The organism is Streptomyces sp. NPDC046881 (assembly GCF_040645015.1).
In the GTDB taxonomy this organism is placed as follows: Bacteria; Actinomycetota; Actinomycetes; order Streptomycetales; family Streptomycetaceae; genus Streptomyces.
This window is the reverse complement of the sequence record NZ_JBEYXJ010000007.1, coordinates 16254-33267: the sequence shown is the minus strand read 5'-3', so window position 1 is coordinate 33267 and position 17014 is coordinate 16254. Positions and strand designations below refer to the sequence as shown.

The window sequence follows — 17014 nt, the reverse complement described above, 5'->3', positions numbered from 1 at the left end:
ACACAGGGGCGCGGAAGGAGCGCGCCGAGTACGGGGCGCGCGACGCGGGCTCGCCGGTGGGCGGGCTCGTTACGCCGGGACGGCTCGGGACCGGTTGGGGCGGTTGGTGTCACGTGGCGCGGGTCCGGGTGGACGCCGGGTCCATGGCGTGTGGTGCGGGGTGGTCACGCCGGGCCGGCTGGGACTCCGCGGCGGGGCCGGCGGGGTGTACGGGGTCTTGTTCTGCGGGTGATGGGTGGCTCGGTCATGCCGGGACGGCCTGGGACCAGTCCGGGGCGGTCCCCGTCACCCGGCACAGGGCCAGGTACAGGGGGATCGGCGGGGTGTACGGGACCGAGCCCTCGGGGCGGTGGATCAGGCGGGCGGTGCCGGAGATCAGGGCGCCGGTGGCGTAGTGGGCCGGGGACGGCCAGGGCAGGGCGTAGTCGGAGTCCGACGGAACGATCCACCACCAGTGGGAACCGTCGGCGTACACACACCCCACCCGCGGCAGCCGGGGTACGACGAGCGGACCGAGGTGATCGGGCACGGCCACGGCGTCGAAGCCGAGCGGAGCCGTCATGCCGTCCGGCAGCGACAGGCGGTGGTCCGGTTCCGGGGCCGGCCGCCGGCGCTGCAGCCGTACCAGCGTGTTCAGGCCGAGCGACTGCTCCAGACCGGCCCGGGCGCCACCGGCCCGACCGGCGCCGGTCACGGCCGCTCTCCGGGAAGAGGGCGCTCGGGGATGCGGTCCAGGGGCGCGGTGGGCCGGTGCCGGTCCGGGTGCGCCGTGGGCCGGTGCTGCACCGGACGGGCGGCGTGCCCGTGCTCGTCCACCGCCCCGTGCCGGTGCTGCTCGGGCATCCGGCGCGGCGGCTGACCGGCGGATACGTGCCGGTGGTGCTCCGCGTCCGCCTGCCCCTGCCGGCCCGATCCCCCCTGCTGCCCCGGCTCGCCCCGTCCGTCCTGCTCCGGCACCCGTCCGCTCGCCCCACCCGGCTGCTGCTCGTCGGAGTCGTCCGGGCGGCCCGGCTTGGGCCGGGCACCCCAGCCCAGGTCGCCGCGCGGTTCCGCGGTGTCCTTGGCGGCGTCGGCCTGGCGGGGCAGCTCCGCCCAGACCGACAGCCCGGGGCCGTGCTCCTGGGCACCCCAGGCCCGGCACAGCGCGTCCACGAGGAGCAACCCCCTCCCGTGCTCCTCATCGGCTCGCTGCGGGGACGGGTGGGGTTCGCCAGGAGCACAGCCCTGATCGTGTACGGCTATGCGCACCATGTCGTCGTGGTCGAGCAACTCGCACACGACCCGGCTGCTCGCGGTGTGCACGATCGCGTTGGTGACCAGCTCGGATATGACCAGAGCCGCGTTGTCGCAGGTGTCCGCGCCGACCGACCAGCCGGCCAGCCGGGCGTGCGTCAGGCGTCTGGCCTGGGCGACGGAACCCGGATGTGCGGCCAGCTCGAAGCGGAACCTGCGCTCGGCAGCGCCCCGCTGGGGGGTTGCTCCCGCCGCGGCACCCAGACCGGAAGGGTCTGCGGCCGCGTCTGTTCCTAAGGGCGCGGACGGAATCACGCCTGCCACTATCTCCCCGCCGCGGACACTTGGCAAGAGTCACTCTGAAAATTGCAGAGTGCTGTGTGACTCGGTCAGAGGCCGTGGCACACTGCTCGCAACAGCACCACGCGCGGCGCCAATTGGAGTCGTCGGAGATCCGACCCGGTCTTCGAACGGACCCGAATGGCGCCGCAGGGCTGTCAGGAATCTTTGGGGCAAGAGGCTTCTGCAAGCAGCCTCGGCGAGAGGCGTTCGGTGGAGGTGGGAGCGTGAGCGAACCGCGGTCCGCGCCGACGGTGGGCCAGGTGGTCCTCGGCCGGCGCCTGTTGGACCTGCGGGAACGCGCCGGACTGAAGCGCGAGGAGGCCGCCCGCGTGCTCCGCGTCGCCCCCGCCACCGTCCGCCGCATGGAGACGGCCGAGGTCTCCCTCAAAATCCCGTACCTGCAACTGCTGCTGAAGGCCTACGGCGTCCCCGACGACGAGGCCGAGGTCTTCGTCCAGCTGGCCGAGGAGGCGAACAGGCCCGGCTGGTGGCAGCGGTTCCACGACATCCTGCCGGGCTGGTTCTCGATGTACGTCAGCCTGGAGGGTGCGGCCGCCCTCATCCGCTCCTACGAACCGCACTTCGTCCCCGGCCTGCTGCAGACCGAGGACTACGCGCGCGCCGTGCTGAAGTCCGGGGCCATCGGCCAGACCAGCCCGGACGACATCGAGCGGCACGTCGCCTTGCGTATGCAACGCCAGCAACTGCTCACCCGTCCCGACGCGCCCCGCTTCTGGGCGGTGATGGACGAGACCGCCCTGCGCCGCCCGGTCGGCGGACCGGAGGTGATGCGCGCGCAGATCGACAGGTTGCTCGAGGCCACGAAGCTGCCCCATGTGACCCTCCAGGTCGCCCCGTTCGCCAACGGGCCGCACCCGGGCACGTACGGGCCCTTCGTGCTGTTCCGATTTGCCATGTCAGAACTGCCGGACATGGTCTACAGCGAGTACCTGACCGGTGCCGTCTACCTGGACGCGCGCACCGAGGTGGCGACCCACCTGGAGGTCATGGACCGCATGGCGGCGCAGGCCGCTACGGCACAACGCACGAAGGAGATCCTCCGGGATCTCCGCAAGGAGCTGTGAATGGATCGCATCAAGCCGCGCGGACGCGTCTACAACGGCATGCCCGCGCGGGAGTTGGGCAGCGAGGGGTGGCACAAGCCCTGGAGCGGCGGCAACGGCGGGAACTGCCTGGAGGCGATGAAGCTGGCCGACGGCCGGATCGCGGTACGCCAGTCGACCGATCCGGACGGGCCGGCGCTGATCTACACCATGGACGAGATGACCGCGTTCATCGAGGGCGCCAAGGCGGGGGAGGCCGACTTCCTGCTGTCCTGACCTTGGTGTGTGTTGTTTCTATGCGACTTCCTTATGGTGTTGAGCAGTTGATCACAGGTGGGGCCCCGCAAGCCGACGAGAGAGAAGCCGGGACGTAGTCGGGGGCGGCTCTCCGCATCTGCCGCCGGTACGCGTCACTCCGGCGGCAGCACCTCGCACAGGGCCTCCAGCGCCGCCCCGTAGGCGTGTTCGGCCGGGGCCGCGTACCCGACCACCAGGCCGTCGCCGGCCGCCGTCGGACTCCGCGGATGCCGGAACCCGGCGAGTCCGTCGAGGGCGATGCCCTGCCACGCGGCGGCCTTCACCGTGGACCGCTCCGTGCCGGGCGGCAGCCGCAGCACCGCGTGCAGCCCGGCCGCGATGCCCGTCACCTCGATGTGCGGTGCCTGCGCGGCGAGCGCGGCGACGAGCCGGTCACGCCGGCGCCGGTACCGCTGCCGCATGCGCCGCACATGACGGTCGTACGACCCGCAGTTCACGAAGTCCGCGAGCGCGAGCTGGTCCAGCACGCTCGCCCAGCCCTCCCGCTCGCCCTTCACCGCCAGCACCGGCTCCACGTACCGCTCGGGCAGGACCATCCAGCCCAGCCGCAGCGCCGGTGACAGGCTCTTGCTGACCGAGCCGATGTGGATCACCCGCTCGGGATCGAGACCCTGGAGCGCGCCGACGGGCCGGCGGTCGTACCGGAACTCGCCGTCGTAGTCGTCCTCCAGCACCACCGCCTCCCGCGCGCGGGCCCAGTCGATCACCGCCGCCCGCCGCTCCGGGTGCAGCGGGCCGCCGGTCGGGAACTGGTGCGCGGGCGTCAGCAGCACGGCCCGCTCGCGCCCCAGCGCGTCCACCCGTGCGCCGTGCTCGTCCAGCGGCAGCGGTACGGTGCGCACCCCGGCCGCCGCGAGCAGCTCCCGGTGGAAGCCGAGACCGTAGGCCTCCACGCCCAGCGGACCGCGCAGCACCCCGCCCGCCGCCGGGCCCTCCCGGGTGCCCCGGCCGAAGAGGAGCCGCAGCGCGTGCGCGAAGCCCGAGCAGATCACGATCCGGTCCGGCCCGGTACGCACCCCGCGCGCGCGTGCCAGGTACTCCGTGAGCGTCTCCCGCAGCTCGCGGCGCCCGGCGGGATCGCCCGGCCCGAACGCCTCGCTCGGCGCCGCCTGCACCGCCCGGCGGTACGAGGCCGCCCAGGCCGCCCGCGGAAAGGCCGACGCGTCCGGCGTGCCCTGCCGCAGATCGTGCCGTGGCCCACGCGCGCGTGGAGGCGCCTTCACGGGCGTGCGTACGGCGGGGCGCAGCGGCTCCGTCCGCTCGGCGACCCGGGTCCCCGAACCCTGCCGGGCGGTCAGCCAGCCCTCCGCGACCAGCTCCGCGTACGCGTCGGCCACCGTGTTGCGGGCCACGCCCAGGTCCGCGGCGAGCGACCGGTACGGCGGCAGCCGGGTACCCGGCGCCAGCCGGCCGCTGCGCACCGCCTCCCGCAGCGCCCGGGTCAGCGCCGCCCGCCGGCCGCCCGGTCCCGACAGCTCCAGATGCAGGTCCGCACCGATCCGCTCCGCGGAATTGACCCACGAATCCGTCATGGAAATGCACCCTACAGCCGGTCTTTCGGGTCCCTAGGTTTGCACACATGACGACGCACACCACTGCCGCCACCGCCACCGTCGACCTCACCACGGAGATCGCCGCGGCCGACGCCTCCCGCACCCGCCTGGACTTCGCGAAGGCCGCGCCGAAGGTCTTCCGCGCGATCGTCGGCTTCGACGCCGCCGCCCGCGAGGGCCTCGACCCCGCCCTGGTCGAACTGATCCAGATCCGTTCCTCCCATCTCAACCACTGCGCCTACTGCCTGCACATGCACACCAACGACGCCCGCAGGGCCGGCGAGAACGAGGACCGGCTCCACATGGTCGCCGTCTGGCGCGAGGCCCGGCACTTCTTCACCCCCAGGGAACAGGCCGCCCTCGCCCTGACGGAGGCGGTGACCCTGGTCGCCGACGGCGGCGTCCCCGACGCCGTCTACACGGAGGCAGCCGCCCACTTCGACGACCGGGAACTGGCCCACGTCCTCTCGCTGATCCTCACGATCAACACCTGGAACCGCGTGGCCCTGGCCACGGGGAAGGTCGCCGGCACGGACGAACGCACCCGCTGACGCACCGCCCGCCGCCGCGCGGGAGCCGACCGGGCCGCGCCGGGGGTGCCGCCCGGTCAGACCACCATCGGCCGGTCCGTCGGCGCTATCGGGGCCGGGAGCCGGGAACTCCCCGTCAGATAGCGGTCGACGGCCGCCGCGACCGCCCGCCCCTCCGCTATCGCCCACACGATGAGCGACTGCCCGCGCGCCGCGTCTCCGGCGGCGAACACCCCGGGCACGTTGGTCGCGAAACCGTCGTCCCGGGCGATCGTGCCGCGCGGCTGCAGCGCCAGCCCCAGCTGCTCGATCATCCCGTCCTCCTGGTCGGGTCCGGAGAACCCGAGGGCGAGCAGCACCAGGTCGGCGGGGATCGTCCGCCCGGTGCCCGGCACCGGGATCCGCCGCTGGTCGACCTCCACCAGATGCAGTGACCGCACATTCCCCCTCTCGTCCCCGGTGAAGCGGAGCGTGGACGCCGCGAACAGCCGCGCGTCCGCGTCCGCCGCCGGTGCCGTACGCAGGTCCCGCGCCTCCTCGTGCGCGGCCGACAGCCGGTAGATCTTCGGGTACGTCGGCCACGGCTCGGTGTCCTCGTCGCGCTCGTCACCCGGCTGTGCGTAGATGTCCAGCTGGGTCACGGACGCGGCCCCCTCGCGCACCGCGGTGCCCAGACAGTCCGCCCCGGTGTCCCCGCCGCCGACGATCACCACGTGCTTGCCGGCGGCCGACAGCGGCGAAACCTCCAGATCCCCCTCACACACCCGGTTGGCCAGCGGCAGATACTCCATCGCCTGGTGTATCCCGTTCAACGTGCGGCCCGGCACCGGAAGTTCCCGCCACGCCGTCGCTCCCGTCGCGATCACCACCGCGTCGTACCGGGTGCGCAGCTCGCCGGCCGGGACGTCCCGGCCGACCACCGTGGACGTGCGGAACTTCGTCCCCTCGGCGCGCATCTGCTCGATCCGCCGCTCCAGATGCCGCTTCTCCATCTTGAACTCGGGGATGCCGTACCGCATCAGCCCGCCGATCCGGTCGTCCTTCTCGTACACCGCGACCGTGTGCCCGGCCCGGGTCAGCTGCTGCGCGGCGGCGAGCCCGGTGGGCCCCGAGCCGATGACGGCGACCGTCTTCCCGGACAGCCGCTCGGGCGGCCGGGGCGGGGTGAACCCCTCCTCCCACGCCCGGTCGGCGATCGCGCACTCGACGTTCTTGATGGTGACGGCCGGCTGGTTGATCGCCAGCACGCACCCGGCCTCGCACGGCGCCGGACACAGCCGGCCGGTGAACTCCGGGAAGTTGTTCGTGGCGTGCAGCCGGTCGCTCGCGGTCCGCCAGTCCTCCCGGGACACCAGGTCGTTCCACTCGGGGATGAGATTGCCCAGCGGGCAGGCCTGGTGGCAGAACGGGATGCCGCAGTCCATGCAGCGGTCGGCCTGCTTGCTGATGATGGGCAGCAGCGCGCCCGGGACGTACACCTCGTCCCAGTCCCGCACCCGCTGCTCGACGGGCCGCCGCGGCCACTCCTGGCGCGGCGTGGTCATGAACCCCTTGGGATCGGCCATGGGCGTCTTCCTCGCGTACGGGCACCGGAGGCACCGGGTGTACGAAGGGCCGTGCGTCATCGGGCGGCACTCTTTCGGCCACGATACGTCCCGTTCGACGCCCATGCAGAGTGGCGGACAGCGCTTTCTTCCGTGGGTGTCGGGACAGGGTCGGATCAGGTGAGGGCCACGAACCGGATCAGGCGAGGGCCACTACGTAGAGCAGGGCCGTCGCGGCCGAGGCGACGGTCCGTATGTGGTTCCAGGAGGTCCACTCGCGCACGTACGCCGGCCAGTACGCGGCGGCCTCGGGCGCGCCCGGAGTGAGCCTGGCCAGCCGGTCGTTGCGAGGCACGTTCGCGACGATCGTCAGCCCGAACGAACCGGCCAGGTACAGCGCGCTGCCCAGCAGCAGCTCCACCTTCCCCTCGTCCGGCCACACCACGAACGTCACCACCGCTATCAGCACACTCAGCACCGCCGATCCGGCGAACACGGCCATGAAGGCCGGCCGCACCGCGGCGACGTTGATCGAGTTCATCGCCGCTACCCCCTGCGCGGGCGGCAGCGCCGCGAGCCCCCGCATCACGAAGGTCGAGAACCCGCAGAAGACACCGGCCACCAGCCCGGTCCCCAGGATCCCCACCACGACCAGCACGAAGAACGGCCCGTCGATCATCCCCGCACCCCCATTCCGCTCCGTTCGGTCAGGCCCTCACCCCCCGGGGAAAGCCCGGCACCGGAACCCGGCCGGGACCGAGCGAGCCCCGCGACCACACATGCCCCGAAACCGCACTCCTCACTTCCTCGCCCTCGGCACCTCCTCGCTTTCTCCGCGCTCAGCCCGCGTCCTCCGCGCCGGCCCCCTGCCACGCCCGCAGCACCCGCTCCACCGCCGGGGCGATCCGACGCCGAGCCTCGTTCCACGGCACCCCGCGCATCAGCAGCTGGTCGTACGGCGTGTCCACATGCCGCACGCCCGCCACGACCGCGGAGATCACCGCCCCCTCGGTCAGTGCCCGCCCGGCCGCGCTGCGCCCGACACGACCACTGCCCCGCACCGACGCGTGGGCCGCGATCGCCCGGGCCCGCTCGGCCGGACAACCAGGGAACAGCCGCAGGATCTCGGCCGCGAACGCCGCCACGAACCGCTCGTCCTCCGCCGCCCTGCGCCGCGCGTCCCGCGCCCGCCGCCGACGCCGCGCCTCCGCGTCCGCCAGACACCGGGCCTCCGCCCGGGCCAGCGCGTCCTCCTCCACGAGCACGCCCTGACGTTCGTAGCGACTCCTGCGCCGGTTGAACCGCACCACCACCGCCGACAGCGTGCTCTCCTCACGCGACCTGCGGGTCAGGGCCGTGTCACCGCGCGGCAGGAACACCAGGTGCCCGAGATCGGCACAGACCAGACACCACGGTGCCCCGTCCGTCAGCACCAGCAGCGACAGCGGACCCCGCCGGCAGCGGGCGCACCGCTTGCGCTTCAGCGCCTGGACGACGACAAGCCGGCCGGGGAAACGGGGAGTTGCGGGAAGCGCCATACGCGGTACTTTCCCCGTCACCGCCCCGGCCTCCCACGCCGCCACTGCTTGTCCTCGTCCGCTGTCACCCACCCTTCTCCTCCCGGGCTCCTCCCGATTCCTCCCGGAAGCCGCGCCCGGAGCGAAGCCCACCCCCCGCGCTGCTCACGGTCCGCCGCAGGGCCGACCACCTCGGCTGGCCCGGGACCGTCCTTTCCCTCTCTCAGGGCTCACCCCATCTGCCGTCTCCCACGTGGGCACCCCCGCCGCTCTGCCCGGCCACCCGGCATCATGGGGCCCGTGCGACTCGAAGCGATCACCTGGGACCGGCTCGCCGAGCGACTTGCCGACCGGCTGGCCGGTGCGGTGACGGCCGATGGAGGGGCCTGGCCGCGCGTCGGCTTCGACGGTGCCCCGGCCGCCCGACCCGGCGACCTCGCCGAGCGTGTCGGGGAGGCGCTGCGGGTACGCGGCCGGCCCTCCCTCGTGGTGGGCACCGAGGGCTTCCTGCGCCCCGCCTCGCTCCGCCTGGAGCACGGGAGGCGGGACGCGGAGTCGTACTACAGCGGTTGGTTCGACACGGGCGCCCTGTGGCGCGAGGTCTTCGGCCCACTCGACCCCGGAGGCAACGGGCGGGTCCTGCCCGACCTGTGGGATCCGGCCACGGACCGGGCCACCCGTAGCCCCTACATCCAACTGCCGCGCGGCGCAATCCTGTTGCTCCACGGCCCCCTCCTGCTGCGCCACTGGTTCCCCTTCGACCTGACCGTGCACCTCCTTCTCTCCCCGGGCGCCCTTCGACGCCGCACCCCCGAGGCCGACCACTGGACCCTGCCCGCCTTCGAGCGCTACGAGGCCGAGACCGACCCGGCCGGCACGGCGGACGTCCTGGTGCGCGCCGACGACCCGCGCCACCCCGCCTGGAGCGGCTGATCCGCATGCGGCCGTCCGTACATCCGGCCGGGCGATTCAGCCAAACCCCTTTACATGCGCGTGCATATAACTAGAGTGGTTGTCATGACGACCTCACCAGCCACTTCCGTCACTTTCGACGACTCCCTCCGTGCCCTGCTGGACGGCAGGAACTTCGCCAGCGTCGCCACGCTCGGCCCCGACGGCGCTCCGCGGAACTCCGTGGTCTGGATCAAACGCGAGGGCGACAGCGTGCTCTTCTCGTCCGTCGACCACCGCCAGAAGGTGCGCAACCTCCGCCGCGACCCGCGCGTCAGCCTCTCCGTGTTCGACCTGGCGAACCCCTACCACTCGGCCGAGATCCGGGGCGTCGCCGAGATCCTGCCGGACGAGGGCAAGCGACTTCCGCACGAGCTGTCCCACAAGTACCTCGGCATCGACCCGCCGGCCGAGAACGACGACGAGGTCCGCGTGATCGTCAGGATCGTCCCGCAGAAGGTCGTGTCCTTCTCGGCCTGACGGGCACACCGCCGACGCCGCACGGCTGCCGGGAACCGGTGCCCCCGCAGCCCCGTCGCTCAGAGCCAGCCGTTGCGCCTGAAGCCCCGGTACAACACCAGACACGCCGTCGCCATCACGGCCATGACCAGCGGGTACCCGAACGACCAGTGCAACTCCGGCATGTGGTCGAAGTTCATGCCGTACACCCCGCACACCATCGTCGGCACGGCGATCACCGCGGCCCAGGCCGTGATCTTCCGCATGTCCTCGTTCTGCGCGACGGTCACCTGCGCGAGATGTGCCTGCAGGATGGAGTTGAGCAGCTCGTCGAACGCGGCGATCTGTTCCTTGGCCCGGATCAGATGGTCGAGCACATCCCGGAAGTACGCCTGTATCTCCGGGGCGACCACCCGTATCGGCCGGGTGGCCAGGTCCTCCACCGGGCGGCCCAGCGGCACCACCGCCCGTTTCAACTCCAGCAGTTCACGCTTCATCTGGTAGATGCGGCCCGGGTCCAGACGTGCGCCGTTCTCCGAGAACACGTCCGTCTCCACCAGGTCGATGTCGGCCTGCAGCGCGTCCGTGACGCTCAGATAGTCGTCGACCACATGGTCCGCGATCGCGTGCAGCACCGCCGCCGGCCCCTTGGCGAGCTGCTGCGGGTCCGACTCCAGTTCCTCGCGCAGCGGGCCCAGCGAGCCGTGCCGGCCGTGCCGCACCGTGATCACGAAGTCCGAGCCGACGAACACCATGATCTCGCCGGTGTCCACCACCTCGCTGGTCGCTGTCAACTGCTCGTGCTCCACGTAGCAGACGGTCTTGAACACCGCGAAGAGCGTGTCCCCGTAGTGCTCCAGCTTCGGCCGCTGATGCGCCTCGACCGCGTCCTCCACCGCCAGCGGATGCAGGTCGAACAGCTCGGCGACGCCTGCGAACTCACGGTCCGTCGGCTCGTGCAGCCCGAGCCAGACGAAGCCCTCGCCGGTCTTGCGCACCAGCCGCACGGCATCCACCAGGTCGGCACACCCCGGCACGCGCACGCCGTCCTGATACGTCACGCAGTTGACCACCGAAGAGCCCAGCGGTGACCTGGCAGGATGGCTCAGGTCCACGCGCGGCCGGCGCCGGGCCAGCCGCGCCACCTTGCGCAGGCCGCCGACCCTGCCCAGCCCCGTGACCTTCCGCAGATTCCCTGCCATCGACATCTGGATCTCCTCGCGTGGATCTCCTCGCTCAACGCTTTCGCGCCTTGCCCGGCAAGTCTGCCAGGCCCGGGCAAAGCGCGGGCAAGCCTGTGTGAACAGGGAGTTCCGCTTTGTTCCCGCCTGTGGACGACGGGGCGACCGGGCCACGGGAGCCGGCTGACTGGGATGATCGGGGCACGACGCGCTCGGACGGGTACCTCCTGGACAACGGGCAGACCGAGGCGGGCGAACGCTTCGACGCCTTCACCGCGCTCTTCGACCCCACGACCTTCCGGCACTTCGAAGGACTCGGCATCGGTCCCGGCCGGCGCTGCTGGGAAGTCGGCGCCGGCGGGACCTCCGTCGTGTCCTGGCTCGCCGAGAAGGCGGGGCCCTCCGGTCAGGTCGTCGCCACCGACATCGACACCTCCCGGCTCACCGCCGTGGCCCGCCCGCCGGTGGAGGTCCGCGTCCACGGGCGCCGAGGAGCCGCCGGGCGAAGGCTTCGACCTGGTCCACGCCCGGCTGGTGCTCGTCCACGTACCCGACCGGGAACGGGCACTGCGAGTCAAGGCCCTGCGCCCGGGCGGCCGACTGCTGATCGAGGACGCCGACCCCGCCCTCCAGCCCCTGACCTGCCCCGACGAGTACGGCCCCGAGCAGCGGCTCGCCAACCGGCTGCGCCAGGGCTTCCGCAAGCTCCTCGCCGACCGCGGCGCCGATCTCTCCTACGGCCGGAAACTCCCGCGGCTGCTCCGCGAGGCCGGCCTGCGCGACGTCGAGGCCGACGCGCACTTCCCCGTGACCTCACCCGCCTGCACCGTGCTGGAGGCGGCGACGGTCCGTCAGGTCCGTGACCGGCTCGTCGCCGCCGGCCTGGCCACCGACGCGGAGATCGACCAGCACCTGGCCAATGTGGAGGCGGGCACGATGGACCTGACCACCGCACCGATGATCTCGGCGTGGGACCGCAAGGAGTAGCCGGCGGCGCCGGGGCCCTGCGGCGTGCAGGGTCCTTGCTGCGGGCTGCGGGCTGCGGGCTGCGGGCTGCGGGCTGCGGGCTGCGGGCTGCGGGCTGCGGGCTGCGGGCTGCGGGCTGCGGGTAGCGGGTAGCGGGTAGCGGAGGGGGAGGAAGAGGCAGCGGTGAGCGGCCAGCTGAGACCGTCAGCCGACTGCCGACTGCCGACTGCCGACTGCCGACTGCCGACTGCCGACTGCCGACCTGCACCGCACAAGCCGCCGTCGGCCGACGCTTCAGCGGCGGGCAGCCGCCTGGGCCCGGGACGCGCCCCTAACCCCCGCTCGTCAAAGGTGGCGGTCTGCCCCCCACCCGCCGTACCGCCTCCGCGCCCGCCCGGCACCCGTGTGCCGCCGCCTCCTCCGGGCCCGCGCCCGCCAGCAGGGCGGCGAGGAACGCGCCGGTGAAGGCGTCACCCGCGCCCGTGGTGTCCCGGGGGGCCGCCGGTACGGCCGGGACCCGCGCCACCACGGCTCCGGAACGGGCCACCAGCGCCCCGTCCGCACCCGCCTTGGCCACCACCAGCGGCACGAGCCGGCTCAGCTTGGCCGCCGCGTCCGCCGGATCCGGCAGCCCGGTCAGCAGACAGGCCTCGTCGCGGCTGGGCAGCAGCACGTCAAGCCCCTCCGCGAACGCCAGGAAACGGTCCACCCCCAACTCGATCAGGAAGCCGGCCGAGGCCGGGTCCAGGCTGACCGGCACACCCCGCGCGCGTGCCGCCGTGAGCGCCGTCTCGGCGAGCGCCCGGCTGGCCTCCGTGAACAGCAGATAACCCGACAGGTGCAGCCGGGCCGCCCCGTCGAGCAGCGTGTCCGACCAGTCGGCGGGACTCAGCCGCAGGGAGGCCCCGCTGTCCGTCAGAAAAGTCCGCTCGGCCGCCGCACCCGCGTCGACGAGGCAGATCACCGTGCCCGTCGCCGCCTGCGCGTCCACCACGAGCGAGGGCCGCACCCCGGCCGCGACCAGCTCCCGCTCGTGCCACGCGGCGGCGTCCGCGCCCACCCGGCCCAGCAGCCGTACGTCCGCGCAGCCCGCGTGGGCGGCCCAGCAGGCCACGTTGGCGCCCGCGCCGCCCGGCAGCGTCCGGATCACCGCGGCCGTGTCGGTGCCGGCCGCGAGCGGCCCCCGGTGCCGGGCGACCACGTCCGTGACCACGTCCCCGACGACCAGCAGCGCTCCGTTCCGGCCCGCGGTCACCCCCTGCCCCATGACGTGGCGATCCGTGCCGCGAGCCGTACGTTGCCGCGCACCGCCGCCAGGTTGGCGCTCAGCGAGGCACCGTCGGTGTGGCGGACCAGGTAGTCCAGCAGGAACGGAGTCACCGCCTGCCCGGTGACCCCCTGTTCCCCGCAGGCACGCAGCGCGTCGGCGAGCACGCGCGCGTGCAGCTCGGGATCGAGTTGTTCCGCCTCCGGGACGGGGTTGGCGACGATCAGAGCCGACTCGGGCGCTTCCAGCGCGTCCTGGGCGCGCATCACGGCGGCGACCTGCTCCGGGGTGTCCAGCCGCCAGTCGACCGGATGCCCCGAGTCCGACAGGTAGAAGCCGGGGAACCGGTCCGTGCCGTATCCGGCGACGGCCACACCCAGCGTCTCCAGCCGCTGCAGCGTCGCCGGGACGTCCAGGATCGACTTCACGCCGGCGCACACCACCGTGACCCGGGTGCGCGCCAGCAGCCCCAGGTCGGCCGACTCGTCCTGGGTCACCGTCCACTCCCGGTGCACACCGCCCAGGCCGCCGGTGGCGAACACCCGGACCCCGGCCAGCGCGGCCAGCTGCGCCGTCGCCGACACGGTGGTCGCCCCGCTCGCCCCAGCCGCCACCGCGAGCGGCAGATCACGATGGCCCAGCTTGCGGATGCCGTCCTCGTTCGCGACCCGCTCCAGCTGCTGCTTGTCCAGACCGACCCGGGGCCGCCCGTCGAGCACGGCGACGGTCGCCGGTACGGCACCCTCCCGCCGGACCGCCTCCTCCAGCTCCAGCGCCACCTGCAGGTTGCGCGGTCGGGGCAGGCCGTGCGCGATGATCGTGGACTCCAGGGCCACCACCGGCCGTCGAGCGTCGATCGCCTCGCGGACTTCTTCCGACACCACCAGCACCACGTGCCCGCCTCCTGTCCGTCGGTCCTTCCTCATCTCTGGCGGGCGCCGGCCACGGCTAAACGCTTGTGGCCCGTGGCGGCGGCCACCAGCCTGGGTCACATGACGAACAACACCACGCGCCTCGACCACGTCGTCCTCTGGGTGGCCGACCCGGTGGCCGCGGCCGCCTTCTACGAGACGGCCGTAGGACTGGAGCCGATAAGGGTCGACGAGTTCGTGCAGGGCAAAGTGTCCTTCCCCTCCGTACGCGTCAACGAGGAGACCATCCTCGACCTCGCCCCGCACACCCTCGTCGAACGCATGAAGATGCTGCCCGGCTCCGCCGACAGCGCGGGCCACCCGGTCAATCACCTCTGCCTGTCCCTGCCGGCCGACGCCTTCGACGCCCTGCGCGCCCGCTTGCGGGACCGCGGCGTCCCGGTCTCGGACATCGACCACGGCCTCTCCGGCGCCCGCGGCGACGCCACGCGCAGCTTCTACTTCCGCGACCCCGACGGCAACGTCTTCGAGGCCCGGCACTACGACGACTAGCCGTGTCCCGGGCCGGTCAGAACAGCGGCTCGGGCAGCACGCCCTCCAGGGCGAGCAGCTTCCGCTTGGTTTCCAGCCCGCCCCCGAAGCCGCCGATGCCGCCGCCGCTCTCCACCACCCGATGGCACGGCACGACCACCGGCAGCGGATTCGCCCCCATCGCCGCCCCGACCGCCTGCGCCCCTCCGGGCTGCCCGACCCGCCCGGCCAGATCGCCGTACCCCACCACGGTGCCGTACGGCACACCCGAGGCCAGTTCGCGCAGGACCTGCCGGTTGAACCCGGAGATCAGCGACCAGTCCAGCGGCAGGTCGAAGTCGTGCCGTTCACCCGCGAAGTACGCCCGCAGCTGGCGTATCGGCTCCGCCAGCAACGGCGAGCCCGGATCCTCCACGGGCCGGCCGCCGAGCCGGGCGGCCAGCCGTTCCAGTGCCCGGTCGCGCACCGCGTCCGAGGCGTGGAAGACGACGTTGACCAGGCCGTCGCGGGTCGCGGCCAGCATCAGCGGGCCGATGTCCGTCCCCACGACGGTCCACACCACCCGCTGCTCATCCTGCCCCTGGATGTCCATGCGCCCACGGTACGACCCGCCACTGACAACGCCCGCCGGGCTCAGTGCTCACCCAGCGCCGCCCGCACCACGTCGGGCTGGTTGGAGATCAGCCCGTCGACCCCGTAGCCGGCCGCTTCACGGGCGCTGGCCGCGTCGTCCACCGTCCAGGCGAACACTCCGAGCGGCCTGCCGTGCGGCCCGTCGAAGGCGTGCACGGCCGTGACGTACCGGCGGGACAGCGACCCGTACGAGGGGTTGACCAGATCGGAGAAGCGCGCGAACCGGTGCAGCTGCGCCATGGTGGGGGTGCCGAGGTAACCGGTGATCACCGAGGGCTTCAGCTCGTGCACGGTCCGCACGCTGTCGGCGCTGAAGCTCTGCACGATCAGCCGTCCCTGGTGCCGGTGGTCCAGCCAGCCCTCGTTGCCGAGCAGCTTCAGCGTCTGCTGCTCGATGCCCGGGTACAGCTCGGGGTTTTTGATCTCCAGGAGCAGCTTCTCGTGGTTGTGCTCGACCCGGCGCATGTACTGCTCCAGCGTCGGCACGCGCGCGCCCGCGTAGGCGGGGGAGAACCAGCTGCCGGCGTCCAGCCGGGCGATCTCGGCGGCGGTGAAGTCCCGCACCTTCCAGGGTGCCCGGCCGGGGAAGACCTCCTCGACGTCCGTGGTGCGCTGCAGGCTGTCGTCGTGCAGGACGACCAGCTCGCCGTCCTTGGTGCGCTGGACGTCGTTCTCGACCCAGGAGAAGCCCAGCTCGGCGGCCTTGTCGATGGCGGCCAGCGTGTTCTCCGGTGCGTAGGCGGAGGCGCCCCGGTGGGCGATCACCGTGGGCACCCGGATCTCGTGCGCCCGGGCGTCGGAGGTGGGGCTCAGCAGAGCCGCCGCCGTTCCCAGGGCCGCGGCGACGGTGGCGGCGACTACGCGCGCGTACATGCATCCTCCTCGCATCGAGCGAACACCGGCAGCACCAGACTGACAGCAGAGGGTCAACGGCACCCGGGCGCACGATGACCACAGATTGAATGGTGCTGTCCATGTCTGCTCACCGGTGCCGCACAACTGCGGCAAGGCCGTGTTTCTTTGCCGGAAAATCGTTCGACCATTCCGGTGGGGGTCATACTCTCTGCGACAACCCTGACCGCCCGCGCGGTCCTGGGACGGGGGCATATTCAGGTATTCCGGGACGCAAGAAGGCGGAAGGGCAGCCGCGGATGCAAGGCACGGTCGACGGATTCAGCTACGGGGCCGTGACCCCGTTGGTGGCCTACCTGATGGCGTGCCTGGGCGGCGCCCTCGGCCTGCGCTGCACCACACGGTCTCTGCTGGTCACGCACTCCTGGCGGCCCGCCTGGCTGGCCCTCGGCTCGGCGGCGATCGGCTCCGGCATCTGGACCATGCACTTCGTCGCCATGATGGGCTTCACCATCGAGGAGACACCGATCCACTACGACAAGCCGATCACCTACGCGAGCCTCGGCCTCGCCATCGTCATGGTCGGCGTCGGGATCTTCATCGTCGGCCACCGGGGCGCAACCGGCACCCCCCTGTTCACCGGCGGCACGATCACCGGTCTGGGCGTCGCCTCCATGCACTACCTCGGAATGGCCGGCGTCCGCTTCCACGGGCGGTTCACCTACAACACGCTCACCGTCGCGGCCTCCGTCGTCATAGCGGTCGTCGCCGCCACCGCGGCCCTGTGGGCCGCCGGACAGGTGCGGGGCTTCCTGTGGAGCGTGGGAGCGAGCCTCGTCATGGGGCTCGCGGTCAGCGGCATGCACTACACCGGCATGGCCGCCCTCGGCGTCCACCTCGACGGAACCGCCCACAGCAGCGGGAGCGGACCCGCGGCGTCGGTGCTCGCCCCGATGCTGATCGGCCCGCTCGCCTTCCTGCTCCTCGCCGGCGTCGTCGTGATCTTCGACCCGCTCATGATCATGGGCCGGCCCCGGCAGACGCCCGCCGAGCACAAACCGGGTGTCCCGGCCGCCGCCGTCGCCGCGCACACCGACCGCCGCCCCGCCCTCCACGAGGGCCGCCAGCCGGCCCGCCGGACCGAGCACCACCACTCCCGCACCCCGCAGAACCGCTGATCGGGACCGGTTGTCAGTGCGGG

At 72.7% G+C, this 17014-nt stretch carries 17 protein-coding genes and 2 pseudogenes; 8 read left to right on the top strand and 11 right to left on the bottom strand.

Annotated features, from left to right (window positions below):
- Positions 1 to 244: 244 nt before the first annotated feature.
- Together ABZ923_RS05795 and ABZ923_RS05790 are read right to left on the bottom strand one after the other, a co-directional pair.
- A complete protein-coding gene (locus ABZ923_RS05795; protein ID WP_361467275.1) occupies positions 245 to 694 on the bottom strand; it encodes a hypothetical protein in 450 nt (149 codons plus the stop codon).
- A gap of 311 nt (positions 695 to 1005) precedes the next feature.
- Positions 1006 to 1557 (bottom strand): annotated as a pseudogene (locus ABZ923_RS05790) (ATP-binding protein); the annotation flags it as partial.
- Between the two features lie 242 nt (positions 1558 to 1799).
- Between ABZ923_RS05790 and ABZ923_RS05785 the strand changes: the two are divergent.
- Together ABZ923_RS05785 and ABZ923_RS05780 are read left to right on the top strand one after the other, a co-directional pair.
- Positions 1800 to 2660 carry a helix-turn-helix transcriptional regulator gene (locus tag ABZ923_RS05785; RefSeq protein WP_361467272.1) on the top strand — a complete coding sequence of 287 codons (861 nt, stop codon included), beginning with the start codon at positions 1800 to 1802 and terminating at the stop codon, positions 2658 to 2660.
- On the top strand, positions 2661 to 2915 hold the full coding sequence (locus ABZ923_RS05780; RefSeq protein ID WP_030348027.1) for a DUF397 domain-containing protein: 255 nt from the start codon (positions 2661 to 2663) through the stop codon (positions 2913 to 2915).
- Between the two features lie 134 nt (positions 2916 to 3049).
- Here ABZ923_RS05780 and ABZ923_RS05775 read toward each other — a convergent pair whose 3' ends face one another.
- On the bottom strand, positions 3050 to 4489 hold the full coding sequence (locus tag ABZ923_RS05775) for a PLP-dependent aminotransferase family protein (protein ID WP_361467270.1): 1440 nt from the start codon (positions 4487 to 4489) through the stop codon (positions 3050 to 3052).
- A 47-nt stretch (positions 4490 to 4536) separates the two neighbouring features.
- On the opposite strand from ABZ923_RS05775, the gene ABZ923_RS05770 reads away from it, so the two are divergent.
- Positions 4537 to 5061, top strand: coding sequence for a carboxymuconolactone decarboxylase family protein (locus ABZ923_RS05770; protein ID WP_361467269.1), 525 nt, complete (start codon positions 4537 to 4539; stop codon positions 5059 to 5061).
- Between the two features lie 56 nt (positions 5062 to 5117).
- On the opposite strand, the gene ABZ923_RS05765 is transcribed toward ABZ923_RS05770, so the two are convergent.
- The 3 genes from ABZ923_RS05765 to ABZ923_RS05755 form a co-directional block, all read right to left on the bottom strand.
- Entirely contained in the window at positions 5118 to 6605 is a 1488-nt protein-coding gene (locus tag ABZ923_RS05765) for a glutamate synthase subunit beta (RefSeq protein WP_361467267.1), read from the bottom strand.
- 178 nt (positions 6606 to 6783) lie between these two features.
- A complete protein-coding gene (locus ABZ923_RS05760) occupies positions 6784 to 7263 on the bottom strand; it encodes an anthrone oxygenase family protein (RefSeq protein WP_361467264.1) in 480 nt (159 codons plus the stop codon).
- Positions 7264 to 7423: 160 nt separating this feature from the next.
- Positions 7424 to 8122: a DUF2293 domain-containing protein gene (locus ABZ923_RS05755; RefSeq protein WP_361467262.1), complete on the bottom strand. Its 699-nt coding sequence runs from the start codon at positions 8120 to 8122 to the stop codon at positions 7424 to 7426.
- Positions 8123 to 8401: 279 nt separating this feature from the next.
- Here ABZ923_RS05755 and ABZ923_RS05750 point away from each other — a divergent pair, with 279 nt between their 5' ends.
- The gene (locus tag ABZ923_RS05750) at positions 8402 to 9034 is read left to right on the top strand and encodes a uridine kinase (RefSeq protein ID WP_361467259.1); all 633 of its coding nucleotides are present in this window, start codon (positions 8402 to 8404) and stop codon (positions 9032 to 9034) included.
- An 84-nt stretch (positions 9035 to 9118) separates the two neighbouring features.
- Positions 9119 to 9532 carry a PPOX class F420-dependent oxidoreductase gene (locus ABZ923_RS05745; RefSeq protein ID WP_361467258.1) on the top strand — a complete coding sequence of 138 codons (414 nt, stop codon included), beginning with the start codon at positions 9119 to 9121 and terminating at the stop codon, positions 9530 to 9532.
- 59 nt (positions 9533 to 9591) lie between these two features.
- Here ABZ923_RS05745 and corA read toward each other — a convergent pair whose 3' ends face one another.
- Entirely contained in the window at positions 9592 to 10719 is a 1128-nt protein-coding gene (gene corA, locus ABZ923_RS05740) for a magnesium/cobalt transporter CorA (protein WP_361467255.1), read from the bottom strand.
- Between the two features lie 200 nt (positions 10720 to 10919).
- Here corA and ABZ923_RS05735 point away from each other — a divergent pair.
- A pseudogene (locus ABZ923_RS05735) lies at positions 10920 to 11679 on the top strand (methyltransferase).
- 310 nt (positions 11680 to 11989) lie between these two features.
- On the opposite strand, the gene ABZ923_RS05730 reads toward ABZ923_RS05735, so the two are convergent.
- Together ABZ923_RS05730 and ABZ923_RS05725 are read right to left on the bottom strand one after the other, a co-directional pair.
- Positions 11990 to 12925, bottom strand: coding sequence for a PfkB family carbohydrate kinase (locus ABZ923_RS05730; RefSeq protein WP_361467253.1), 936 nt, complete (start codon positions 12923 to 12925; stop codon positions 11990 to 11992).
- Positions 12910 to 13818, bottom strand: coding sequence for a pseudouridine-5'-phosphate glycosidase (locus ABZ923_RS05725; protein ID WP_361467250.1), 909 nt, complete (start codon positions 13816 to 13818; stop codon positions 12910 to 12912). The genes ABZ923_RS05730 and ABZ923_RS05725 overlap by 16 nt, the downstream gene beginning before the upstream one ends.
- Positions 13819 to 13917: 99 nt before the next feature.
- On the opposite strand from ABZ923_RS05725, the gene ABZ923_RS05720 reads away from it, so the two are divergent.
- On the top strand, positions 13918 to 14349 hold the full coding sequence (locus ABZ923_RS05720; protein WP_361467248.1) for a VOC family protein: 432 nt from the start codon (positions 13918 to 13920) through the stop codon (positions 14347 to 14349).
- Positions 14350 to 14365: 16 nt separating this feature from the next.
- On the opposite strand, the gene ABZ923_RS05715 is transcribed toward ABZ923_RS05720, so the two are convergent.
- The gene (locus tag ABZ923_RS05715) at positions 14366 to 14920 is read right to left on the bottom strand and encodes a methylated-DNA--[protein]-cysteine S-methyltransferase (RefSeq protein WP_361467245.1); all 555 of its coding nucleotides are present in this window, start codon (positions 14918 to 14920) and stop codon (positions 14366 to 14368) included.
- A 41-nt stretch (positions 14921 to 14961) separates the two neighbouring features.
- Positions 14962 to 15834 carry a glycerophosphodiester phosphodiesterase family protein gene (locus ABZ923_RS05710; protein WP_361467244.1) on the bottom strand — a complete coding sequence of 291 codons (873 nt, stop codon included), beginning with the start codon at positions 15832 to 15834 and terminating at the stop codon, positions 14962 to 14964.
- A 278-nt stretch (positions 15835 to 16112) separates the two neighbouring features.
- Between ABZ923_RS05710 and ABZ923_RS05705 the strand changes: the two genes are divergently transcribed.
- A complete protein-coding gene (locus ABZ923_RS05705) occupies positions 16113 to 16991 on the top strand; it encodes an MHYT domain-containing protein (RefSeq protein WP_361467241.1) in 879 nt (292 codons plus the stop codon).
- The last annotated feature ends 23 nt before the right edge of the window (positions 16992 to 17014 follow it).